19 protein-coding genes are annotated in these 23,005 nt (G+C 69.5%); 11 read left to right on the forward strand and 8 right to left on the reverse strand.

What is annotated here, in order from left to right; translation table 11 throughout:
- Window positions 1-199 precede the first annotated feature (199 nt).
- Window positions 200-1,168 carry a tryptophan--tRNA ligase gene (gene trpS / locus VF092_07195; GenBank protein ID HEX6747068.1) on the reverse strand — a complete coding sequence of 323 codons (969 nt, stop codon included), beginning with the start codon at window positions 1,166-1,168 and terminating at the stop codon, window positions 200-202.
- 375 nt (window positions 1,169-1,543) lie between these two features.
- On the opposite strand from trpS, the gene VF092_07200 reads away from it, so the two are divergent.
- The 7 genes from VF092_07200 (at window position 1,544) to VF092_07230 (ending at window position 8,621) form a co-directional block, all read left to right on the forward strand.
- On the forward strand, window positions 1,544-2,485 hold the full coding sequence (locus VF092_07200; protein HEX6747069.1) for an agmatinase family protein: 942 nt from the start codon (window positions 1,544-1,546) through the stop codon (window positions 2,483-2,485).
- A gap of 2 nt (window positions 2,486-2,487) precedes the next feature.
- Complete coding sequence (locus VF092_07205) at window positions 2,488-3,006, forward strand: hypothetical protein (GenBank protein ID HEX6747070.1); 519 nt, start codon at window positions 2,488-2,490, stop codon at window positions 3,004-3,006.
- A 120-nt stretch (window positions 3,007-3,126) separates the two neighbouring features.
- Window positions 3,127-4,296, forward strand: a complete 1,170-nt coding sequence (locus VF092_07210; protein HEX6747071.1) for a cystathionine gamma-synthase — start codon at window positions 3,127-3,129, stop codon at window positions 4,294-4,296.
- Between the two features lie 29 nt (window positions 4,297-4,325).
- Window positions 4,326-5,117 carry a hypothetical protein gene (locus VF092_07215; protein HEX6747072.1) on the forward strand — a complete coding sequence of 264 codons (792 nt, stop codon included), beginning with the start codon at window positions 4,326-4,328 and terminating at the stop codon, window positions 5,115-5,117.
- Window positions 5,114-6,403, forward strand: coding sequence for a phosphoribosylamine--glycine ligase (purD, locus tag VF092_07220; protein ID HEX6747073.1), 1,290 nt, complete (start codon window positions 5,114-5,116; stop codon window positions 6,401-6,403). Before VF092_07215 ends, purD begins: the two co-directional genes overlap by 4 nt.
- Window positions 6,396-7,211, forward strand: a complete 816-nt coding sequence (mutM, locus tag VF092_07225; GenBank protein HEX6747074.1) for a bifunctional DNA-formamidopyrimidine glycosylase/DNA-(apurinic or apyrimidinic site) lyase — start codon at window positions 6,396-6,398, stop codon at window positions 7,209-7,211. The genes purD and mutM overlap by 8 nt, the downstream gene beginning before the upstream one ends.
- 171 nt (window positions 7,212-7,382) lie before the next feature.
- Window positions 7,383-8,621 (forward strand): tetratricopeptide repeat protein, encoded by a 1,239-nt coding sequence (locus tag VF092_07230; protein HEX6747075.1) that lies wholly within the window; start codon window positions 7,383-7,385, stop codon window positions 8,619-8,621.
- 66 nt (window positions 8,622-8,687) lie between these two features.
- On the opposite strand, the gene VF092_07235 is transcribed toward VF092_07230, so the two are convergent.
- Window positions 8,688-8,912: a hypothetical protein gene (locus tag VF092_07235; protein ID HEX6747076.1), complete on the reverse strand. Its 225-nt coding sequence runs from the start codon at window positions 8,910-8,912 to the stop codon at window positions 8,688-8,690.
- A 368-nt stretch (window positions 8,913-9,280) separates the two neighbouring features.
- On the opposite strand from VF092_07235, the gene VF092_07240 reads away from it, so the two are divergent.
- From VF092_07240 to VF092_07250, 3 genes are all read left to right on the forward strand, one after another.
- Window positions 9,281-10,363 (forward strand): GIY-YIG nuclease family protein, encoded by a 1,083-nt coding sequence (locus VF092_07240; GenBank protein ID HEX6747077.1) that lies wholly within the window; start codon window positions 9,281-9,283, stop codon window positions 10,361-10,363.
- Between the two features lie 55 nt (window positions 10,364-10,418).
- Entirely contained in the window at window positions 10,419-11,138 is a 720-nt protein-coding gene (locus VF092_07245) for an HNH endonuclease (GenBank protein ID HEX6747078.1), read from the forward strand.
- A gap of 132 nt (window positions 11,139-11,270) precedes the next feature.
- On the forward strand, window positions 11,271-12,332 hold the full coding sequence (locus tag VF092_07250) for a metallophosphoesterase (GenBank protein ID HEX6747079.1): 1,062 nt from the start codon (window positions 11,271-11,273) through the stop codon (window positions 12,330-12,332).
- Window positions 12,333-12,756: 424 nt separating this feature from the next.
- On the opposite strand, the gene VF092_07255 is transcribed toward VF092_07250, so the two are convergent.
- The 6 genes from VF092_07255 to glgX all read right to left on the reverse strand — a co-directional run bounded on the left by VF092_07255 (window position 12,757) and on the right by glgX (window position 19,672).
- A complete protein-coding gene (locus tag VF092_07255; protein ID HEX6747080.1) occupies window positions 12,757-14,361 on the reverse strand; it encodes a M28 family peptidase in 1,605 nt (534 codons plus the stop codon).
- Window positions 14,362-14,447: 86 nt separating this feature from the next.
- Window positions 14,448-14,687, reverse strand: a complete 240-nt coding sequence (locus VF092_07260) for a DUF2442 domain-containing protein (GenBank protein HEX6747081.1) — start codon at window positions 14,685-14,687, stop codon at window positions 14,448-14,450.
- A 13-nt stretch (window positions 14,688-14,700) separates the two neighbouring features.
- Window positions 14,701-14,940: a DUF4160 domain-containing protein gene (locus tag VF092_07265; protein ID HEX6747082.1), complete on the reverse strand. Its 240-nt coding sequence runs from the start codon at window positions 14,938-14,940 to the stop codon at window positions 14,701-14,703.
- Window positions 14,941-15,092: 152 nt separating this feature from the next.
- Complete coding sequence (locus VF092_07270) at window positions 15,093-15,575, reverse strand: metallophosphoesterase family protein (GenBank protein HEX6747083.1); 483 nt, start codon at window positions 15,573-15,575, stop codon at window positions 15,093-15,095.
- A gap of 3 nt (window positions 15,576-15,578) precedes the next feature.
- Window positions 15,579-17,462, reverse strand: a complete 1,884-nt coding sequence (treZ, locus tag VF092_07275; protein HEX6747084.1) for a malto-oligosyltrehalose trehalohydrolase — start codon at window positions 17,460-17,462, stop codon at window positions 15,579-15,581.
- A complete protein-coding gene (gene glgX / locus VF092_07280; GenBank protein ID HEX6747085.1) occupies window positions 17,459-19,672 on the reverse strand; it encodes a glycogen debranching protein GlgX in 2,214 nt (737 codons plus the stop codon). Before glgX ends, treZ begins: the two co-directional genes overlap by 4 nt.
- A gap of 374 nt (window positions 19,673-20,046) precedes the next feature.
- On the opposite strand from glgX, the gene treY reads away from it, so the two are divergent.
- Window positions 20,047-22,950 (forward strand): malto-oligosyltrehalose synthase, encoded by a 2,904-nt coding sequence (gene treY / locus VF092_07285; protein HEX6747086.1) that lies wholly within the window; start codon window positions 20,047-20,049, stop codon window positions 22,948-22,950.
- Window positions 22,951-23,005 lie beyond the last annotated feature (55 nt).

Here is a 23,005-nt window from a genome sequence, read left to right on the forward strand (position 1 = left end):
GAGTGCCCAGTGCCCAGTGCCCAGTGCCCAGTGCCCAGTGCCCAGTGCCCAGTGCCCAGTGCCCAGTGCCCAGTGCCCAGTGCCCAGTGCCCAGTGCCCAGTGCCCAGTGCCCAGTGCCCAGTGCCCAGTGCCCAGTGCCGGAGGCCGACGCGATCATCCACTTAGGACTTAGGACTTGGGACTCAGGACTACCCCCGTTCAGTCGATCCCCACCGCCTTGCGCACCCGCGCCATCACCGTGCCGCCGATCTCCTTCGCGCGCTCGGCGCCGTCGCGGAGGATGTCGTCGACGTAGTCGGGGCGGGCGACGAGCTCCTCGCGGCGCGCGCGCATGGGGGCGAAATGCTCCCACATCGCCTCGAACAGGCGCTGCTTGAAGGTGCCGTAGCCCACGCCGCCCGCGCGGTGCTCGTCCTCCATCCGCGCCACGTCCTCCTTCGACGCGAACAGCCTGTACAGCGCGACCACGGTGGAGCCCTTCGGGTCCTTCGGCGCCTCGAGCGGGGTGGAGTCGGTGACGATGGACATCACCCGCTTGCGCGTGGTCTTCTCGTCGCCGAACAGGAAGACGGTGTTGCCGTAGCTCTTGCTCATCTTCTGCCCGTCGAGCCCGGGGACGACCGCCACCTCCTCGCTGATCAGCGCGTCGGGGAGCTTGAGCGTGCCCTCGCCGAACGCCTCGTTGATCTTGATGGCGATGTCGCGCGTGGCCTCGAGGTGCTGCTTCTGGTCGCGTCCTACCGGCACCAGGTCGGCGTCGTAGAGCAGGATGTCGGCCGCCTGCAGGATGGGATAGGTGAACAGGCCCACGCCCGCCGGGATCCCCTTCTGCACCTTCTCCTTGTACGCGACCATCCGCTCCATCAGCCCCATCGGCGTGACGGTGCTGAGGATCCACATCAGCTCGCTGTGCAGCGCCACGTCGCTCTGCCGCCAGAACAGCGTGCGCGCGGGATCGATGCCGCACGCCAGCAGGTCGACGGCCGCCTCGCGGATGTACTGGCGCAGTTCGGCGGCGTCGCGGGTGCTGGTGAGCGCGTGCAGGTCGGCCAGGAAGAGGAAGACCTCGCCCTGCTCCTGCAACTCCACCATGGGCCTGATGGCACCGAAGTAGTTGCCCACGTGCAGCGTGCCCGAGGGCTGGATTCCCGTGAGGATGCGCTTCATTCCAATCGCCTGAATCGATTCAGCCTCCCCGGTGTGGGGGAGGCGTGGATGCGTTTCCCAATCTCGCGTGCCGCGCCGCCGCCCGCGTCCCCCTCCCCGCGCTTCGCGCTCCCTCCCCCCAAAACCGACTGGGGGGAGGGTAGATGGTGCGGCCTGCCCCGATCCGCTCACTCTGATACGACGGTGGTGCCGGATGGTCGCGGGGATGCCTGGGCGCAGTCCCGCAGGGACTTTGTGCTGTTGTTGCCGTGAATTCATTTGCCCGGCGACACCGATCGAATCGGCAACTCTGGCCCATCCCGCCGCGCCCGGCCTAAGTTAGCGCGCGCCGGAAAGCCCCGGCAATACGCCGCATCCCGTGCCCCACGACCGCCCGTGAGCGACGCCACGCCCGACCCGCTGGCCGCCTTCCGCGCCGCCCCCGCCCCGCCCGACCCGCGCGCGTCCACGCTCCTCCGCCCCGCCACCGGCCCGCTGGCGGCGGGGGAGACGGTGATTCTCGGCCTCCCCTACGACGGCGGCGTGCCGACGCGGCCCGGCGCGCGCTTTGGTCCCAAGGCCATCCGCGACGCGCTGGCGGCGTTCGGCGCGTACGACGGCGAGCGCGACGTGGTCCCCACGACCGATCTCGGCGACCTGGCGCTGCCGACGATGAACGGCCGCGAGGCGCACGCGCGCATCGAGGGCGCCGCGCGCGAGGTGTTCGCGGCCGGCGCGCGCGCCATCTTTCTCGGCGGCGACCACGGGTGCACGGGGTCGGTCGTCCGCGGGCTGGCGGCGGCGCGGCCGGACGTCAGGCTGGGGGTGATCAACATCGACGCGCACCTCGACGTGCGCGAGTACGCGGACGATGCGTCGCTCTCCAGCGGCACGCCCTTCCGCCGCGCGATCGAGTCGGGGATCGTGGACGGCGCGCGCGTGTCGATGGTCGGCATCCGCCGCTTCGCCAACTCGCGCCATTACCTGGACTGGGCGCGTGAGCAGGGAATCCACCTCATCACCCTCGACGAGTTGGCGGCGAAGGGCGCCGTCCAGTCCGCCAAGGCCGCGCTCTACGCCGCCACCCGCGACGCCGACGCGCTGTATCTGTCGATCGACATGGATGCGGCGGACGCGGCGTTCGCGCCGGGGGTCAGCGCCAGCGGCATCGGGGGATTGACCGCGCGGGAGATGATCGACCTCGTGACCACCATCGCCTCTCATCCCCTATTGATCGGCGCGGACGTGATGGAGCTGTCGCCGCCGTACGACCACGACGCGCGCACGGCGAAGCTCGCCGCGCGCCTGGTTCTGGAACTGCTCGCGGGGAGGGTGTGAGGATGGCGAAGATCACCCGGCGCCCGCCGAAGCGCCTCGTCTACATCCAGGTCTCCGCGGAGCGCATCGTCGCGCGCCGCGTGGCAACCGGCGAGGCGGTGGAGGACGTGCCGCAGGCCGCCATCGACCACACCGGCGTTGTCGCCGCGTTCGGCCGCGCCGCCGAGGACGCGGCGAAGTGGCGCCCGGACCTGCGGCTGGTAAACGGCTTCTCGCACCCGCGCTGCGTGGTGGGCGACATGGACGTGGCCGCGCTGACGCTGATGTGGTTCCTGGACATGCTGGTTAACCCGCGCGGCAAGCGGCGCTGGCGCAGGTCCAGGCCCGACGTCGTGATCCACCCCGTCGGGGTGAGCGACCTGAGCGGCCTGGAGACGTGGGGGCTGCAGCGGATCGCGCAGCTGGCCGGCGCCGGCAGCGTCCGCGTCTGGCTCGGCGAGGAGCCGCCGTACGAGACGCTGATCGGCGGCGTCCCCCAGGGCGGCTCCTGGCTCGCCCTCCCCGCGCGGACCCAGCGCTGACCGTCATCGCCCGCGCGCCATCACTCAGGACTCAGGACTCAGGACTCAGCACTTTCCCGCCCCGCCGACCGCGGGCTATCTTCCGCGCCCGATCTCAACCCGAACGGAAGACCGCCCGACATGCTGCCCGACCACCGCAACGACACGCAGAACCTCGGCTTCGGCACGCGCGCCATCCACGCCGGGCAGCGCCCCGACCCCACCACCGGCGCCATCATGACGCCGGTGTACCAGACCAGCACCTACGTGCAGCCCGAGCTGGGCCGCCACCTGGGCTACGAGTACGCGCGCACGCAGAACCCCACGCGCGAGGCGCTGGAAGGCAACGTCGCCGCGCTCGAGGGCGGAACGTACGGGCTGTCGTTCGCATCCGGCCTCGCGGCGACGGACACGATGATCAAGATGTTCTCGGCCGGCGACCACATCGTCTGCGGCGAGAACGTCTACGGCGGCACCTTCCGCCTCTTCGACCGGGTGATCAGCCGGATGGGGCTCCGCTTCACCTTCGTCGACTCGTCGTCGCTCGACGAGATCCGCGCCGCCATCCGGCCCGAGACGAAGCTCGTGCACGTGGAGACGCCGACCAACCCGATGATGCGCATCACCGACATCGCGGCGGCGGCGGAGATCGCGCACGCGGCGGGGGCGTGGCTCAGCGTCGACAACACCTTCGCCACGCCCTACAACCAGCGGCCGCTGGAGCTGGGCGCCGACATCGTGATGCACTCCGTGACCAAGTACCTGAACGGCCACTCGGACATGGTCGGCGGCATCCTGGTCACCCGGAGCGACGAGATCCACGAGCAGCTGCGCTTCCTGCAGAACGCGGCCGGCGCGATCCCGGGGCCGTGGGACTGCTGGCTGGCGCTGCGCGGCACCAAGACGCTGCACGTGCGCATGGCCGCGCACAATGCCAACGGCCTCCGCATCGCGCAGTGGCTGGAGGCGCACCCGAAGATCGAGCGCGTCTACTACCCCGGCCTCCCCTCGCACCCGCAGCACGAGCTGGCCGCGCGGCAGATGCAGGGCTTCACGGGGATGATCACCGTGGAGACGGGGTCGCTGGAGAACGCCAAGAAGCTGGTGGACGGGGTGCGGATCTTCGCGCTGGCCGAGTCGCTGGGCGGGGTGGAGAGCCTGATCGGCCACCCGGCGATGATGACGCACGCCTCCGTCCCCGTCGACCGCCGCCAGGCCATGGGCCTCAGCGACGGCATCGTCCGCCTCTCCTGCGGCATCGAGGACGCGGAGGATTTGATCGCGGATCTGGAGCAGGCGCTTCGTGGGTGAACTAGAGCGATCCGGACTGAGGCGCAGAAATGGACGACAAAGAACTCTATCTGCAGACTCAATCGCGGTTTTTTGATCGCTTCTGGGATCTGCGTGCCAAGATGATGCTGGAGCATCTCTCGATTGAGGAATTTTCGAGAGCTGATTTGGATTGGAATGGTACGAGGTGGTTAAATATCGTGCCTTTCGCTGACGACTTCTTGATCGGAGTGCGAAACGAGGTCGAGCTATTTGGCGCGAACGTCGTCAGGCTATGTGCATGGGAGGAAGTTCTAAACGAATCCCCAAGAGACCATTGGCCCTTCCTCCTTGAATATGCTGTCCTGCCGATTTACCACACTACCCTGTTATCGCCGTATATGATCAGCGAACGGATCAAGTTTTGTACGCTGCTGCTATTTGAAAAAGCTGACGAACTGCTCATACCAGGTCACGTGATACCCGATGAGCGAAAGATCAATAACGATAAGGCCTGGCAGAACCGCCTTACCGCTAAGCCGATGGGGATCGATATCGCAGATTTGGACGAAGCGATCAAAATTCTAAAACGCTCCACCGTAACTCATCTTCGGAATCGCATCACTCATCGAATCCCACCAAACCTGCAGTATGGGTTTTTGACAACGGTCCAGATCAAGCGCTCCGGGACCAAGCAGGCGATCCTCTTTCAAGGAGAACCCCCTGCTCTTCTGTCCGACTTCATCCCACGTTTGATGAACGAACATGCACACGCGGTGAAGGCTGCCCGAGCATTCTGCCCGATTGTTATCGCGCTGATTGAGAACCTGCATGCGCATTCAGCCTCGGCAGCCGTAAAGTGAAAATTCTGATCGTGGGTAACGGGGGGCGCGAGCACGCGCTCCTGTGGAAGCTGCGGCGCGACGCGCCCGACGCGGAGCTCTTCGTCACGCGCGCGAACGGCGGGATGGCGGGCGCCACCTCGCTGCCGCTGGCGCCGGGCGAGATCCAGGCGCTGGCCGCGTGGGTGGAGACGAACGGCGTCGACCTGACCGTCGTCGGCCCCGAGGCGCCGCTGGCGGAGGGCATTGTCGACCACTTCCAGGCGCACGGGCTCTGCGCGTTCGGCCCGTGCAAGGACGCCGCGGAGATCGAGAGCAGCAAGGCGTTCGCGAAGGGGCTGATGCAGCGCCACGGCATCCCGACGGCGGCGTTCGCGTGCTTCGACGACCTGGCGGCCGCGGAGGCGTACGTGCGCGCGGCCGCCACGAAGCTCGTCGTGAAGGCGTCCGGCCTGGCCGCCGGCAAGGGCGTGGTCGTCGCGGAAGACCAGAACCAGGCGATCGAGGCCGTGCGCGAGATGCTGGCCGGCAGCGCGTTCGGCACCGCCGGCCGGCAGGTGGTGATCGAGGAGCGGATGAGCGGCGAGGAGCTCTCCGTCTTCGCGCTGACGGACGGCACGCACGTCGTGCCCATGGTCGCCGCGCAGGACCACAAGCGCATCGGCGAGGGCGAGACGGGGCCGAACACCGGCGGGATGGGCGCCTACGCCCCCGTCTCCATCGCCACGCCCGAGCTGATGGCGCGCGTGCAGACGGAGATCCTGGAGCCCACCGTCGCCGCGATGACTGAGGAGGGGCGCCCCTTCCGCGGGCTCCTCTACGCCGGGCTGATGCTGACGGAGACGGGCCCGCGCGTGGTGGAGTTCAACTGCCGCTTCGGCGACCCCGAGACGCAGGCCGTCCTCCCCCTCCTCCGCTCCTCGCTCCTCGAGCCGATGATGGAGATCGCGCGCGGCGGATCGATCGAGGGGCTGGTGCTCGACTGGAGCGACGGCGCCGCGGCCACCACCGTCCTCGCCAGCGAAGGCTATCCCGGCGACTACGCCACCGGCGCGGAGATCGACATCCCCGCCGACCTGGAATCATCCCCCGACGTCCTCGTCTTCCACGCGGGGACGAGGCGCGCGGACGGACGCCTGGTCACCTCCGGCGGACGCGTCCTCGCCCTCACCGGCCTCGCCCCGACCGTCGCCGAGGCGGCCGCGAAGAGCCGCGCGGCCGCGGAGCGCATCCGCTTCGACGGCCGCTACTTCCGCCGCGACATCGGCTGGCGCGAGATCGAGCGCGCGGAGGCTGCCCGTGCCTGAGCTCCCCGAGGTCGAGACCATCGTCCGCGGGCTGGCGGACGCCCTCCCGGGCGCCACCATCCGCTCCGTGGAGGTGCTGAAGCCGGACCTGATCGAGGGCGAGTCCGCCGCCTCGTTCGCGGACGCGCTCGCGGGGCGCCGCATCGAGTCCATCACCCGCCGCGCCAAGAACATCGTGATGGACACCGCCGGCGAGTATCTGCTGGTGAACCTGGGGATGACCGGCCGGCTCTTCCTCGCCCGCCCCGGCGATCCCCCGTCCACACACCCCGGCGTCCGCTTCCGCCTGAAGGACGGGCGCGAGCTGACGTACCACGACGTGCGGCGCTTCGGCCGGCTCTGGCGGATGCAGCCCGACGAGTGGCGGGAGTGGGAGGCCACGCTCGGCATCGAGCCGCTGAGCGACGCCTTCACCGCGAAGTGGCTGTTCGACGCGACGCGAAAGTCCCGCGTGGCGATCAAGGTCTGGCTGATGGACCAGAAGCGCGTGGTCGGCGTGGGGAACATCTACGCCAGCGAGGCGCTCTTCCGCGCGAAGGTCGACCCCCGCACGCCGGCCGACGAGCTGACGAAGGCACAGGCGAAGAAGATCCGCGACGGCGTGCGCGACGTACTCACCGAGAGCATCGAGTTCCGCGGCACCACGCTGCTGGACTACCGCGACGCCGAGGGCGAGCCGGGTGAGTTCGTGCGCCGGCTGCGCGTGTACGACCGCGAGGGCGAGCCGTGTGTGGTCTGCGGGCGGCCGATCCAGCGAATCGTCCAGGGCGGACGCAGCACCTTCTTCTGCGCGCGCTGCCAGCGCTGAAATGACCACACATGGTACGCCTGCCGCGGGGTTTTCGGCGTTGCAAAAACGATGATCTGCACTATATTTGCATTCGGAACGCTCCGCACGGCACGTTTCCTCCCTCTCCTGACGCTCCCAAACTGCCCAACCATGAGACAACGCAAGTTCAAGGCGCCACCGCGGAAAACCTTGCGACGCTGGCGCGTGCCCCCGGCGCTCACCCACGGCGACACCGACGCCTTCGAGGGGTTGAGCATTCTCGACGAGATTACTGGCGATCTGGGGCTCGTCCTGTGGCAGTCGGTGCGAGACGCGATGCTGTGGGGACGCGCCGGGAAGACCGAGCGTGAAGCTCTTTTCACGCCGGGAGCGGACCGGGAACGCGTCGCCGAGATCCTGGCGGCGGGCGCGCCGGACGACCTGGAGGAGCCGCTGAAGACCCTGGCGGCCATGCTGGGCGCCGCCGCCTCGTCGCGCGAGGAGATCATCTCGCTGGCGTGCCGGCAGGTTGCGCAGTGGGCCGAGGCGAAGGGCTTCCTCGCGGTGGCGCTGTCGTACGCGCAGGCCGCGGCGGTGGTGAACCCGGCCGACCCGGCCACCGCGTTCGCCGTGGGCCGGCTGGCGCGCCGCCGCGCCCAGCATCCCCGCGCGGAAACCTGGTACCGCCGCACCATCGCGCTGGCGCGGCAGGCGGGCGACTGGCCGACGTATGCGCTGGCGTTCGACGGGCTGGGCAACCTGTATGTACTCCGCGGCAACTTTCCCGCGGCGCGGCGGTTCTTCGTCCGCGCGCTCCGCGCCGCGAACCGGAACTCGCTGCACGACATCGAGGGCCGGGCACTGCACAACATGTTCGGGATCGCCATCGAAACCGACGATGTCAGGGAGGCGAACGAGCTGGCGCGTGCGGCGTTCCAGGCGTACGGAGCGCATCACCCGAAGCTGCGGGACCTGGCGCACGACGTGGCGTACTTCTGGACCACGCAGGGGCACTTCGACCGCGCGCTGACGGTGTTCAAGTCCCTGGTGGGCCACTTCGAGGAACCCGCGATGCGCCTTGCGCTGATGGGCGACCTCGGGCGGGCGGCGGGTGGCGCCGGCGACCGTGAAATCTTCCAGCAGGCCTGGGACGAGGTCGCAGAGCTGGTGCGCGAGAACGCCGGGCAGGACACGACCTACCGGGCATACCTCGACCTGGCGCACGGCGCGCTGAGCCTGGGCGCCTGGGAGCGCGCCGACGATGCCGCGCAGCGCGCGCTCGAGGGCGCCACCCGCCGCGGCGACGGCAAGACGCGGCTGACGGCAGAGGCGCTGATCGAGGCCGCACGGCGCCACCAACGTGCGGAGGTCCAGGCAGCAGAACGCGACGAGTGGCGCGAAACCGCGGATGCCCTGGCCGGCGACTTCGTTCATTCGCTGACGAGCTGAGACGCACCGAGCGCCGCAAGCGCGAGCGCCGGGCGCGGAGCGATCCGCGCCCGGCGCTGCGTTTGTTCAGCTGCCGGAGCCGATCACCTGACCCTTGCCCGCGGTATCGACCGGTGCGGGCGGTGTGCTGGTGGTGGTCGATCCCGACGACCCAGTACCCGACTGGTCGCCGACCGGACCCTGGGGCTGAGCATGCCGTGGCTGGCCGGGCGCGCTTACGCGGGAGGCGTCGCACGCGCCGACGGCGGCCGCCAGCACGGCCGCGGCCAAGGCAAGACGAAGGAGCTTCATCGTTGTGTCCTCGCGTTGAGTGTGTGGGATCAGGGCACCGCCGGAGCGGCGGAACCCGCGCGTGCGCCACTTGTCTATATTTGACCGCACTTAAAACGACTTTGCAATCTCTATATTTGGAGACGCAGATTCAAGCCCGGAATCGTTCACTCCGTGCAGAAAAACATTGGAAGTACGCGTGATATTCCTACCCGTCTGTAGAATGGGAGATCCGGCTCCATGTACATGTATACTCACTTTACGCGTCCATACTTTTGTATACAGGGTGTACGGGGAGGTTTTTCGAACTTCCTTCTTTCGTGGGCCGCGCGGGAGCGCTACTTTCCGCGGAGATTCGGTTTTTCTTCTTTCGCAGCAGCGTTCCGACCGTGGCCTCCAAGTCCCGCCCCCATCCCCTCCGCGACGCCGTGGGCGACGCGCGCAACCGCCCGGGCATCTACCGGATGCTCGACGCGAACGGGGCCGTGCTGTACGTGGGGAAATCGAAGTCGCTGCGAACCCGGCTGCTCTCGTACTTCCGGGCTAAGCGAGGGGAGAAGGGGCACCGCATCCTGAGCGAGGCGGCGGGGCTGGAGTGGGAGTACCAGCCGAGCGAGTTCGCCGCGCTGCTGCGCGAGCTGGAGCTGATCAAGCGCCACCGCCCGCACCTGAACGTGCAGCACAAGCGCGACGGGCGGTGGTCGTTCCTGAAGCTGGCGCCCGGCCCGGCGCCGCGGCTCTTCGTCGTCCATGCCGTCGGCGACGACGCGGCCAGCTACTACGGCCCGTTCCGCGGGGGGAAGCGGGTGGTGGAGGCGGTGCGCGAGCTGAACGACGCGCTGGGGCTTCGCGACTGCCCGGTGAACACGCCGATCCGCTTCGCCGATCAATCGGACCTGTTCTCGTTCGAGCACACGCCGCGCTGCCACCGCCACGAGCTGCGGCTGTGCCTGGGGCCGTGCTGCGGCGGGTGCAGCGAGACGCAGTACCGCTCGCGGGTCGACACCGCGCGCGCGTTCCTGAACGGCGAGGCCGACGAGCCGCTGCGCCGGCTGAACGAGCGGATGCAGGCGGCGGCCGAGCGCTGGCAGTACGAGGTGGCCGCCAGCCTGCGCGACCGGCTGGCGCGGCTGGAGCGGCTGCGCGACGAGTTCCGCGAGCTGCGCGAGGCGCTGGACTCGCTCACCTTCCTCTATCACGTCGCCGGCGCGGAGGGCGACGACCGCGTGTACCTGGTGCGCCGGGGGACGGTGCGCGCGGTGGTGCCCTCGCCGCGGAGCGCGGCCGAGCGGCGGCGGCTGCAGCGGCTGAGCGACGAGCACTTCGGGCGTCCTGAGCCGAAGGGCGCCCTGGTGCAGCGCCACCAGGTGGACGAGATCCTGCTGATCGCCCGCTGGTTCCGGCTGCAGCCCAAGGAGATGGAGCGCACCACCCCGCCCGCGCGCGTGGACGCGCTGGCACTCAGCGCCTAGCAAAATCGCTACGCCGCCGTCACAACATCTTCAATCGGATAGCCCAGGAATCAAAATGGCGACGGCGCGGAACACAGGGGCGTTGCTGAACGATCTCTGGGATGTCAGAGCTGCGCATGCGCTATTCATTCACGATGGTCATTGGTACCACAAATTGAGGAAATTCCCTGGTGCTCTGTTCGATATAAACGGCTACATCAAATTCGAGACGGAGGAGGAATATCTGAGTTGTTCGCACCTGCAAATCCGCAAGCAGATCAGTGTTCCGGGGCGGATTTCTTCCATACCCGGATACGTTAGGGTGGGAGCGTTCGCAGAGGCGCTCGGCAGAGCCGTCACGACTGCAGAAACCTTTGATCCTGACGGAATCGAAGACGCCCGTCAGCGCACAGCCCAAGCCCTCGTGCAACGGCAAGGGCAGCCGGTGTTTCGATCCCGGCTGTTGAATGCTTACGCTCACGCCTGCTGCATCACGGGTACGGATGTGGTTGCGGCGTTGGAAGCTGCCCACATCTATCCGTACCGGGGAAAATTGACGAATCACCCTTCGAACGGGTTGCTGCTCCGATCCGACTTGCATACGCTCTTCGATTGCGGGCTTCTCGGAGTCGATGAGAAAAAACTGACCGTCATCCTCGCTCCAAGCCTGTCAACAAGCCTGTCAACGAGCAGTTACTCGAACCTATTCGACTTAGCGATTCGCCTGCCGAAACGAAACTCGGATGCACCCAGTCCCGAGGCACTCAAGTGGCACAGACGGACACATGGGCTTTGACGCGCTGACGCGGCAGGGAATGTGTATCTCCACCGCTCTCAAGCTGGCACCGCGATTGCGCGCTGGCGGGCCGCCGCCGGCGCGCGGCTTTCGTTTTCTACAGGGACCCGGACGGAACGGACTTTGACGAGGATGGGACGCACCCGGCGCACGCTGCTGTCCGCGCTGCTGGCCGTGGCGGCCGGCGCCTGCAACCGCGGCGCGCGGGGGATCGACGCCACCGCGGCCGAAGACTCGGCGCGCGAGAACCCGGCGGAGGTGTACGGGGTGGCCGCCGCGCGCAACGTGGTGGTGACGCCGGTGGAGATCGAGGTGCCGGACCTGCCCCCCGGCTGGAGCGGGGTCAGGATCGCCGCGCTGAGCGACTTCCAGCTGGGGCTCTGGGCCGACAACGAGAAGGTGGCGCTGGCGGCCACGCAGGCGGCCGCGCGCACCGGCGCCGACCTGTTCGTGCTGCTGGGCGACTACGTGGCCCGCGGCGAGGACTACGCGGCCATCGACCGCGTGCTGGCGCCGCTGAAGGGGCGCACGGTGATGGCGGTGCTGGGGACGGCGGACGAGACCGAGGAGCCGCAGGGGAACCCCGACAGCGCGCGCATCAAGACGGTGGAGGCGCTGGAGCGCAGCGGCGTGCGCGTGCTGCGCGACGCCTATGCGCCCTTCCCGCACGGCGGCGACACCGCGTTCGTGGCGGGGCTGCAGCCGTTCCTGGCGCGGCGGGCGGACTGGAAGAAGATCGAGGTGTACGACGGGATCCCCGACGGGCCGCGGACGATGCTGGCGCTGGCGCACATGCCGGTGACGGCGCTGAGCGCGCCGAACGGCAAGTTCCCGGTGATCCTGTCCGGCCACACCTTCTGCGGCGACGTGGAGGTGCCGGGAACGCCGCGGCTGGCGTGGTTCAACACCCAGGTGCTGCCGGGGACGGCGAACCCCGCGAAGACGCGGATCTGGCGGGTGCGCGGGAGCACGCTCTTCGCCACCTGCGGGCTGGGGTACAGCTACGTGCCGGTGCGCTTCGGGCACGCGCCCGAGGTGGCGCTGATCACGCTGCGCGCGGTGGGCCCCGCCCCCGGCGCCACCGCCGACACCGCGAAGGCGCGCGAGGCGAACGTCGACTCGCTCATCCAGGTTTTCCAGCAGCGCGACACCAGCGCCAAGGCGGGGGAGGACAGCGCGAAGGGAGCACCGTGAACTTGAGTGCTGAGTGCGTGAGTGCGTGAGTGCGTGGAACGGAGATGAACGGCGGGCGGCAAGACGATGGGTCTCGCCGCCCGCTGGGTTTGAGCTCGATCGATGGCGGTGGGGCGGTTATAACCGCGGCAACAACCACACGAAGTCCGCCTCCGCGGACTACCGGCGACGGAGTGGACCGATGCGCCGGTGCTCGCGAACGGCTGCCGTGCACGTAGGGTTGCGTGAGGGATGCGCGCCCGGAGGGCCGGGACGGCGCCGCGCGCGCACCGTCACCGACCACACGCCGCGATGCCCGGCGCGGCGGCGGCCCGGCGCGGTTGGCAACAGTAGTATCGTTGCCTACCGCGCGCGCAGCCCGTTTGGGCGTCACAGCGCCCAACACGCCCAGGACCTGCAGTTCAACTCATATGAGCACTCAGCACTATCTCGTGCTCTGCGCCGTGTTGCGCGCGGGTGCCTGACAGGCCGGCCACGAGCCGCGCTGGCCGGTGCGCTGGTCCACCGGGAACTCCGTGCGCCGGTCGCGCGGGAGGCGCTGCGGCTCCTCGCTGGCCAGGTACGCCAGCATGGCCGTGAGCGTGGCGTTCATCCGCACGTCGTCCCACGAGACCTTGTCGTACGTATCGCGGTTGGTGTGCCAGGTGTAGGTGCCGTAGTCCCACGACAGCGAGCCCAGCCCGAACGCCGGCGCGCCCGCGCACACGAACGACGCGTTGTCCGTCCCCCCGCTCGAGGGCAGGCCGGGATCGCCGATCGTCAGGCTGTCGGCCAGCACCGGCGGGAGCATGGCGAACCAGCGGCGGAAGAACGGGCCGACGCCGGTGAAGCCCTGGTACGAGAAGTTGCGCACGCGCCCGGTGCCGTTGTCCTGGTTGAAGAGCGCCTGCAGCCCGCTCACCACCTCGGGGTGGTCCTCGACGTAGGCGCGCGAGCCGTTCAGCCCCTGCTCCTCGCCCGCCCAGTGGCCGGCCAGGATGGTTCGCGACGGGCGGGGATAGACCGCCTTGAGGATGCGCATGGCCTCCATCATCACCACCGTGCCGGTGCCGTTGTCGGTGGCGCCCGAGCCGCCGTCCCACGAGTCGAAGTGCGCCGACAGCATCACGTACTCGCCCGGCTTCCGCGCGCCGCGCATCTCCGCGATCACGTTGGACGCGGGGAGGTCGCCCGGGAACCGGGCCTGCGCGTCGACGCGGAGCTGCGGGCCCTGGTTGTTGGCCGCCAGGCGGTAGACCAGCCCGTAGTCCTCGCAGCTCAGGTCGATCGTCGGCGCGCGCAGCGTGCGCGCGTTGAAGATCTTGTCGACGCCCCACCCCTGCGACCACAGGTTGGTGACGACGCCCAGCGCGCCCGCGTCTTCCAGCGCGCGCGGCAGGGTGCGTCCGTCGAAGCCGGTCTTCTGCACCCGCGCCGACCACGCCTGCGCGGCCGCGGTACGCTCGGCCTTCATCCGCTCGAAGCTTTCCGGGAGAGCCCACTTCGCAAAGTTCTCGTCCGGCCGGCAGGTGGGCTGCGGCGCGGAGACGAGCACGAAGCGGCCGCGCGCGCTCGGCAGCCAGGCGCGGAACGCGGTGGAGTCGGCCACGTCGGGGAGGATGACGACGGAGCCGGTGGCGGGACCGTCCGTCCCCGGGCTCCAGGCCAGCATCGTCCCCTCGAGCGTGCGCACCCGCGGGGCGACGAGGTCCACGTGGGTGTAGCCGCGCTCCCAGCCGCGCCAGGTACCCCATTGCTCGGCGCGCGCGGTGATCCCCCACGCGCGGTACTGGCGCACGGCCCAGTCGTACGCGGCCTGGATGTTGGGCGAGCCGGTGAGGCGCGGGCCGACGGAGTCCATCAGCGTCTGGCCGATGTTCTGCGCGCGCGAGCCGTTCATCCCCTCGTCCCAGATGCGCTGCAGGACGGGGTCGCTGCTGGTCCACGCGGGCGAGGCGGGCGGCGCGGCGGGCGCGGGCTGCTGCCCGCGCGCGGGAAGGGCGGCCAGCGCGCACGCGGCCGCCGCGGCGAACGGAAGAGTCCGCTTCATCGGGTCTCCATGGGGAGTGAAGAAAAGCCGGGGCGACCATGATGGCGCCCCGGCGGGGTCCGGTGCAAGTGAATGGCGGCGGGCGTTCAGGAGATCGTGCGCGGTGCTCCCGGCGCCCGCGCGCCGCTCAGCAGCCCCTCGGTGCTCAGGTCCTCGTCCACGTCGGGCCAGTGGATCCCGAAGCCCGCGCCGGCGATGCGCCAGTTGGACCGCTGCTCCGGCGTGGCGTTCAGCAGCCGCGGATACCACGCCAGCGGCACCGTGATCGTCCGCCCGTCGACCAGGTCCACGCTGAGTGTATGCTCGCCGAGGTGCACGTCCTTCACGCGCTGGCGCGGATCAGGTGCGGAAGTGCCGGTTCCAGGCAGCAACGAATCTGACACGGTTCTCCTCCACGATGCGCTGTATCAGCCGCGCTTCGAACTCGCTGTATCCCAAGTTATAGACAAGCGATACAGGGTTCAACCAAAACTTGGCCGAACACTCGTCGCGGTCCACATGCACGTGCGCGGGCTCGTTTCGATCGGAACTGAAGAAATAAAACCGGTACGGCCCGTCGCGATGCACGGTAGGGCTCATCGAATTCCTTCCGTCGGGATGTTCGGCGGAGATGGAGCTCGACGATGCCAAACTGCGGAGAAGATTGCAAGTAGACGCTACGAACACGCCACCGGCGGACCAAAGTAGGCAAAAGCAGACAGACGTCTGATAGGAAGAAGTGCGCGCGCCGACTACGATCGCGCGGGGTTGAGATCGACCAGACGCGCCGTCACCTTCCCGCCGTCGATCTCCGCGAGGGCGACGGAGATGGGGTCTCGGAAGCGCTGGCGACCGGCGCTGCCGGGGTTCACCGCCAGCGTGGACCCCACCTGGCGGATCACCGGCTGGTGCGAGTGGCCGAAGACGACGAGCCCCGCGCCGGGATGCGCGGCCGCCATCTTCTCCGGCGTCGGCGAGCCAAGCTGCATCCCGTGCATCACCACGATGCGGACGCCGCCCAGGTCGAGCTCCGCGATCTCCTTCACCCGCCGGCGCACGTCCCACCCGTCGGTGTTCCCCCACACGGCGGTAACGGGGGCGATGGCCTCCAGCTCGTCGAGCAGCTCCACGGGGCCGACGTCGCCCCCGTGCAGGATGTGTTCGACGCCCTCGAAGACGTCGAACACCTCCGGGCGCAGCAGCCCGTGCGTGTCGGAGATGATGCCGATGCGCATCGCTCACATCGTGGTGAGGACGACGGCGGCCGGGCCGTGCATCTCCAGCCGCCCGTCCCAGTCGAGGTGGACCAGCCCACCCTCCGTCTCTCCCCCGAACCGCCCCTCCTCCGTGGCGAGGTGCAGCTCCCACGCGCCGTCCTCGGGCGGGCGCGTGATCTCCGCGTCGAACAGGTCGATGCCGAGCGGACCCTCGAACGCGGCGATCAGCAGCATCTCCTTCCCCCCATCCCCCCGCCGGCGGAGGGCGAGCGCGCCGTCCCCCACCGCGGCGACGGAGAAGGAGTCGCGGTCGCGGCGGCGGAGCGCGGGATGCGACTGGCGGAGATGGAGGAGCGCGCGGTGCAGCGCCAGCATCCCCGCGTGCGGCATCGCTCCCCGCTCGCCCCAGTCGAGCTTGCTGCGCGCGAACGTCTCCGGCGCCTGCGGATCGGGGATGCGCTCGCGCACCTCGGGGTCGGCGAACGCGGAGAACTTGCCGAACTCCGTCCGCCGCCCCTCCGTCACCAGCCGCCCCAGTTCCTCGGGGTGGTCGGTGAAGTACTGGAACGGCGCCGACGCGGCCCACTCCTGCCCCATCCACAGCAGCGGCGTGTAAGGGGAGAGGAGAAGGAGGGCGACCGCCGCGCGGGTGGCGCCGAGGTCGATCGCGTGGTGGAGCCGGTCGCCGTGGGCGCGGTTGCCGACCTGGTCGTGGTTCTGGATGCAGTGCACGAACGCCGCCGGCGGCAGCCCGTCGGCCGGCGTGCCGCGGGCACAGCCGTGGTTGCGCGACGGCTGCCCCTCGTAGAGCCACCCCTTCTCCAGCGTCCGCGCCAGCTCGTCCACCGTCCCCGCGTAGTCGGCGAAGTACGACTCGTGGTCGCCCGCCAGGATGCGGCGGATCGAGTGATGGAAGTCGTCCGCCCACACCGCCTGCAATCCCCACCCGCCCTCGGTCTGCGGGGTGACCACGCGCCGCTCGTTGCGCTCGTCCTCGGCGATGAAGACGAAGCAGCGGCCGGGCGGCAGCGTCTCGCGCACCCGCGTCTCCATCTCCGCCAGCACGTGCACGGGCGAGTCGTCGACGATGGTGTGCGTGGCGTCGAGCCGCAGGCCATCGGCGTGGTACTCGTGCGCCCAGTGCAGCGCGTTCTGGACCACGAACTCGCGGACGGCGGCGCTGTCGGCCCCGTCGAAGTTCACCGCATCACCCCACGGCGTCTTGTGGCGATCGGTGAAGTAGCGGCCGCTGGTGAAGGCAGGGAGGTAGTTCCCCTCGGGGCCGAGATGGTTGTAGACCACGTCGAGGATCACGGCGATGCCGCGCGCGTGCGCCGCGTCCACCAGCCGCCGCAGTCCCTCCGGCCCGCCGTACGTGGCCTGCGGCGCGAAGAGGGAGACGCCGTCGTATCCCCAGTTCCGGGCCCCGGGAAAAGAGGCGACGGGCATCGGCTCGATCGCCGTCACCCCGAGCGCGCGCAGGTCGTCGAGCCGGGCGATGGCGGCATCGAACGTCCCCTCCGGCGTGAAGGCGCCCACGTGCATCTCGTAGATGACTAGATCCTCGAGCTCCACCCCTTGCCAATCCCCATCCGTCCACGCGAACGCGGAGGGATCGACAACCTCCGACGGCTCGTGCACCCCGTCCGGCTGCGCGCGCGAGGCGGGGTCGGGGAAGGCGTCGCCGCCGTCCAGACGATAGCGGTAGCGCGCCTCGGCGCCAATGCCGCCGAGGACGCAGCCGAACCAGCCCCCGTTCTCCAGCTCGAGGGGATGCACCGCTTCCGCGTCGGGGCCGTAGATCACCACCTCCACGCGCTCGTGCCCCGGCGCCCAGACGCGGAACTCGGTGCCGCGCTCCGTCACGTTCGCGCCGAAGGGAAGGCGCCAGCGCGGTTCCGTCATCCCCCGTTCGCCGCGTCGGCCGCCGGGTCGGCGCGGAGCACCACCATCGACCGCCCCTCCATCGTGAGCGAATCGCCCGCGGTGTAGCGCCGCGCGTCCTCCTCCAGCTCCGGCTCGTTGGTGTCCAGCAGCAGGCTCCACTTCCGCGCCGGCCCGAACTCGGGGATGGTGAAGTCCATCGCCCCGCCGTCGGCGTTGAAGATGAGGAGGAAGTCGGCATCGGTGATGTGCTCGCCGCGCTCGCTCCACTCCTCCATCGCCCCGCCGCCGATGGCCATCCCGAAGCAGCGCACGAAGCCGGCGTTCCACTCCTGGTCGGTCATCTCCTTCCCGTCGGGGCGGATCCACGCCAGGTCCTTCACCTCGCTGCCGCGGATCTCCCTGCCGCGGAAGAACTTGCGGCGGCGGAAGGTGGGGTGCTCGCGGCGGATGCGGGCCACCTTGCGGGTGAACTCCAGCATCGCGCGGCGGTCGTCGGTGAGCTCCCACCCGGTCCAGGAGATCTCGTTGTCCTGACAGTACGCGTTGTTGTTGCCGAACTGGGTGCGGCAGATCTCGTCGCCGCCGCAGATCATCGGTACGCCCTGGGAGAGGAGGAGGGTGGCGATGAGGTTCCGCTTCTGCCGCTCGCGCTGGCGCAGGATGTCGGCGCGGTCGGTCTCGCCCTCCACGCCGAAGTTGTAGGAGAGGTTGTCGTCGCTGCCGTCGCGGTTCTCCTCGCCGTTGGCCTCGTTGTGCTTGTGGTTGTAGGAGACCAGGTCGTGCAGCGTGAACCCGTCGTGCGCGGTGATGAAGTTGATGCTGGCATGGGGCCGCCGCCCGTCCTCCTCGTACAGGTCGCTCGACCCCGTCAGCCGGTAGCCCAGCTCGCCCAGCTTCCCCGGATCGCCGCGCCAGTAGCCGCGCACGGTGTCGCGGTAGCGGCCGTTCCACTCGGCCCAGAGGACGGGAAAGTTGCCCACCTGGTAGCCGCCCTCGCCCACGTCCCACGGCTCGGCGATGAGCTTGACCTGGCTGATCACCGGGTCCTGGTGGATGACGTCGAAGAACGACGAGAGCCGGTCGACCTCGTGGAGCTCGCGCGCCAGCGTGGCCGCCAGGTCGAAGCGGAACCCGTCGACGTGCATCTCCTGGATCCAGTAGCGCAAGCTGTCCATCACCAGCTGCAGCGTCTGGGGATGGCGCAGGTTCATGGAGTTTCCAGTGCCGGTGTAGTCCATGTACATGCGCGGGCTGCCGGGCACCAGGCGGTAGTAGGTGGGGTTGTCGATCCCCTTGAAGGAGAGCGTCGGCCCCAGGTGGTTCCCCTCCGCCGTGTGGTTGTAGACCACGTCGAGGATCACCTCGATCCCCGCCTCGTGGAGGGTGCGCACCATCTCCTTGAACTCGCGCACCTGCTCGCCGTAGTCGCGCGCGTGGGCGTAGCGGCCATCGGGGGAGAAGAAGTTGAGCGTGCTGTATCCCCAGTAGTTGCGGAGACCGCGGTTGAGGAGGAACGGCTCGTCGGCGATCTCGTGAACGGGGAGGAGCTCGATGGCGGTGACGCCGATGGACTTGAGGTGCTCGATGATGACGGGGTGGGCGACCGCCCGGTACGTCCCCCGCATCTCTTCCGGGATGCCGGGGTGGAGCATGGTGAGGCCGCGGACGTGCGCCTCGTAGATCACTGTCTCGGCCCAGGGGATGTTGGGCGGCGCGTCGCCCTTCCAGTCGAACGCGTTGTCGACCACCACGCCCTTGGGCACGCCCCAGAAGTCGTACTCGTCGTCCAGCACCCAGTCCTCGCCGGGCTGGTCGAACGGATAGGCGTAGGGGTGCGCCTCGAGCTTCACCGTCCCCGCCAGCGCGCGGGCGTAGGGGTCCACGAGGAGCTTGAAGGGGTTGCAGCGCTTCCCCTGCCCCACGTCGTACGGGCCGTTGACGCGATAGCCGTAGAAGTCGCCGGGGCCCACGCCGGGGACGTAGCCGTGCCAGACGAAGCCCGTGCGCTCGCGCAGGCGGTAGGTGCTGGACGGCGTGGCGTCGTCGGGCGCGGCGAAGAAGCAGAGCTCCACCTCGTAGGCGAGCTCGGAGTAGATGGCGAAGTTGGTTCCCTCGCCGTCCCAGGTGGCGCCGAGCGGATACGGCTTGCCGGGCCACGCCGTGGTGGCCGATTCGAGGAAACCGGGTACGAGCGGGTACTGGGGCTTCTTGACGGGTGCTTGATCCATGCGGTGGCGGTCAGTCCGGCTGAAATGCGTTCGGGTCGATACTCGGTTGCGAATGGATGCCGCGGTGCGACGCGGGTGCCAGGGCCGTCGCAGATGCAGTCTCCCCCAAGGACTCTCCCCGCGCGGCTGGGGATGGCGTCGGAGCGATGCGGAAGCAGACCCCACGCTGAGGTCTCCCCCTCCCCCAGTCGGTTTTGGGGGAGGGGGCGGGGGGAGAGGGCCTCCGCGCCGGGCGGGCACGATCTCTCCCTCGCGCACCGTCCGCATCCTTGCCCGCGCCGCCTCCGCCTGTGCCCCCCACCGCGCCCGCTTCTTGCTCCGTCCGGCGGCGCCCGCGACCACCTGCGGGCCTTCGATCTCCGACGGAAACCCACGTGCCGACACGCGAGAATACCGGCGGCCACTCGGCGGCGGCAAGCCGCGCGGGCCGCATCCCCCGCTCCACCTACCGGGTCCAGCTCAACCGCGGCTTCACCTTCCGCCACGCGGCCGAGATCGTCCCCTATCTCCACGAGCTGGGGGTGGGCGACCTGTACGCGTCTCCCTACCTGCAGGCCCGGCCGGGGAGCGTGCACGGCTACGACATCACCGACCATGGAGCGCTGAACGCGGAGATCGGCACCGACGAGGACCACGCGCGGCTGGTGGCGCTGCTGCGTAAGCATGGAATGGGCCACCTGGTCGACGTCGTCCCCAACCACATGGGCATCGCCGGGCACACCAATCCCTGGTGGTGGGACGTGCTGGAGGGCGGTCCCGATTCACCCCACGCCGCCTACTTCGACGTCGACTGGGAGCCGCGCCAGCCCGAGCTCGAGGGGAAGGTCCTCCTCCCCATCCTGGGCGACCAGTACGGCAGCGTGCTGGAGCGCGGCGAGCTCACCCTGGTCTACTCCGACGGGCTCTTCCGCATCGACTATTTCGAGAACCGCTTCCCCGTCGCGCCGGGATCGACCGCGGCGGTGCTGCGCGAGGCGCTGGCGCGGCTCGACGGCGTGCTCGACGAGGAGCACCCCGACCGGATGGAGCTGGAGAGCATCGCCACGGCGCTGGAGCGGCTTCCCAACCGGCGGCGGACGGACAGGCTCAGCATCGCCGAGCGGCGGCGCGAGAAGATCGTCACGCAGCGCCGCCTCTCCGGCCTTTACGCCATGTCCGGCGACGTGGCGCTGGCGATCGACCACGCGGTCGCGGCCTTCAACGGCACGCCGGGCGACGCGCGCTCGTTCGACCGGATGCACGAGCTGCTCGATGCACAGGCGTACCGCCTGGCCTTCTGGCGCGTGGCGGCGGAGGAGATCAACTACCGGCGCTTCTTCGACGTCAACGAGCTGGCCGGCGTCCGCGTCGAGGTCCCCCAGGTGTTCGCCGACACGCACCGGCTGATCCTCCGCCTGGTGCGCGAGGGGAAGGTCACCGGGCTGCGGATCGACCACCCCGACGGGCTCTTCCATCCCCGCGACTACCTGCGCGACCTGCAGGCGGAGGCCGCGGGCGCCGAATCTCCCGAGCGCTTCTACGTCGTCGTCGAGAAGATCCTCACGGGCGAGGAGACGCTGCCGGAAGACTGGCCGGTGGCGGGGACCGTAGGCTACGAGTTCCTGAACCGGGTGAACGGGTTGTTCGTCGCCCAGGCCAACCTCCAGGCGATGGACGAGACGTACCGCCGCTTCACCGGCGTGCGCGCGAAGTTCCGCGACCTGGTCTACGAGAAGAAGCTGCAGATCCTGCGCTTCGCGCTGGTGAGCGAGCTGACGGTGCTCGCCACCATGCTGGACCGCATCAGCGAGAAGAACCGCGCGTACCGCGACTTCACCTGGGGCGCGCTCCGCGACGCGCTGCGTGAGGTGGTGGCCTGCTTCCCCGTGTACCGCACCTACATCGACGCCTTCGCCGGCGAGGTCGGCGAGCGCGACCGGCGCTACGTGGACCAGGCGGTGCGGCTGGCGAAGCGGCGCAACCCCAGCGTCAGCGACTCGCTGTTCGACTTCGTGCGCAACGTGCTGCTGCTGGACTGGCCCGAGTCGCTCACCGAGGAGGACCGCCGGCAGCACGCGCGCTTCGTGATGAAGTTCCAGCAGCTGACCGGGCCGGTGATGGCCAAGGGGGTGGAGGACACGGCCTTCTACGTGTTCAACCGCCTGGTCTCGCTGAACGAGGTGGGCGGCGAGCCGGACCGCTTCGGCGTCTCCGTCGACGACTTCCACGCCTACAACCGCGAGCGCGCGGAGCGGTGGCCCGGCGCGCTCTCCGCCTCGTCGACGCACGACACCAAGCGCAGCGAGGACGTGCGCGCGCGCATCGACATGCTGAGCGAGATCCCCGAGCTGTGGACGGAGCGGGTGAACCGCTGGGCGGTGATGAACCGGCCGCACCGCCGCGACGAGGACGGCGAGCCCGTCCCCGACCGCAACGACGAGTACCTGCTCTACCAGACGCTGGTCGGCGCGTGGCCGCTGGGCGAGATGGACGAGGCGGCGCACGCGGACTTCGTCGCGCGCATCCAGCAGTACATGGACAAGGCCACGCGGGAAGCGAAGGTCCACACCAGCTGGATCAACCCCAACCCCACGTACGACGACGGGCTGCGCGACTTCATCGCCGCGATTCTGAGGCGGGATGGAGACAACCCGTTCGTCGCCGACCTGGCCGCGTTCCAGCAGCCGGTCGCGCGGATGGGGATGGTGAACGCGCTGGCGCAGACGCTGGTCAAGCTCACCTCGCCCGGCGTCCCCGACGTGTACCAGGGGCAGGAGATCTGGGATTTCTCCCTCGTCGACCCCGACAACCGCCGCCCGGTCGACTACGGCCTGCGCAGGGAGATGCTGGCGGAGGTGCGGAGGAAGATGTGCGGCGGCCGCGCGGCGCTCGCCCGCGAGCTGGTGGAGACGTGGGCGGACGGCCGCATCAAGCTGTACGTGACGCACGTGGCCCTGCGCGCGCGCCAGGAGCACGCCGACGCCTTCGCCGCGGGCGAGTACGTCCCGCTCGCCGCCACCGGCGCGAAGGCCGAGCACGTGGTCGCGTTCGCGCGGCGGGACGGCGGCAGCACGCTCGTCACCCTCGTCCCCCGCCTCGTCGCCACGCTGATGCGCCGCCGCGATTTCGCCCTCCCCGACGCCGCCGCGTGGGCCGACACCGCGATCACGGGCGGGGAGATCGGGGGCCGGTGGCGCAACCTTTTCACCGGCGCGGAGATCGAGGCGGGCGAGGGCGGATTGAAGATGTCGGACGCACTGGCCGACTTCCCCGTCGCGCTGCTGGAGCGAATCGGGTAGAAGATGATTCTCACGCGGAGACGCGGAGGCGCGGAGAACTCACCGCCGGGATGAG

Origin of the sequence: Longimicrobium sp., from assembly GCA_036377595.1 — a bacterium.
Classification (GTDB): domain Bacteria; phylum Gemmatimonadota; class Gemmatimonadetes; order Longimicrobiales; family Longimicrobiaceae; genus Longimicrobium.

Excerpts from the sequence above, each read along its gene's own strand:
- glgX (HEX6747085.1), bottom strand. The coding sequence starts at position 19,672 with ATGGATCAAGCACCCGTCAAGAAGCCCCAGTACCCGCTCGTACCCGGT.
- treZ (HEX6747084.1), bottom strand. The coding sequence starts at position 17,462 with ATGACGGAACCGCGCTGGCGCCTTCCCTTCGGCGCGAACGTGACGGAG.
- VF092_07250 (HEX6747079.1), top strand. The coding sequence starts at position 11,271 with ATGGGACGCACCCGGCGCACGCTGCTGTCCGCGCTGCTGGCCGTGGCG.
- VF092_07270 (HEX6747083.1), bottom strand. The coding sequence starts at position 15,575 with ATGCGCATCGGCATCATCTCCGACACGCACGGGCTGCTGCGCCCGGAG.
- VF092_07205 (HEX6747070.1), top strand. The coding sequence starts at position 2,488 with ATGGCGAAGATCACCCGGCGCCCGCCGAAGCGCCTCGTCTACATCCAG.
- VF092_07235 (HEX6747076.1), bottom strand. The coding sequence starts at position 8,912 with ATGAAGCTCCTTCGTCTTGCCTTGGCCGCGGCCGTGCTGGCGGCCGCC.
- VF092_07265 (HEX6747082.1), bottom strand. The coding sequence starts at position 14,940 with ATGAGCCCTACCGTGCATCGCGACGGGCCGTACCGGTTTTATTTCTTC.
- VF092_07255 (HEX6747080.1), bottom strand. The coding sequence starts at position 14,361 with ATGAAGCGGACTCTTCCGTTCGCCGCGGCGGCCGCGTGCGCGCTGGCC.
- VF092_07210 (HEX6747071.1), top strand. The coding sequence starts at position 3,127 with ATGCTGCCCGACCACCGCAACGACACGCAGAACCTCGGCTTCGGCACG.
- VF092_07245 (HEX6747078.1), top strand. The coding sequence starts at position 10,419 with ATGGCGACGGCGCGGAACACAGGGGCGTTGCTGAACGATCTCTGGGAT.
- trpS (HEX6747068.1), bottom strand. The coding sequence starts at position 1,168 with ATGAAGCGCATCCTCACGGGAATCCAGCCCTCGGGCACGCTGCACGTG.
- VF092_07215 (HEX6747072.1), top strand. The coding sequence starts at position 4,326 with ATGGACGACAAAGAACTCTATCTGCAGACTCAATCGCGGTTTTTTGAT.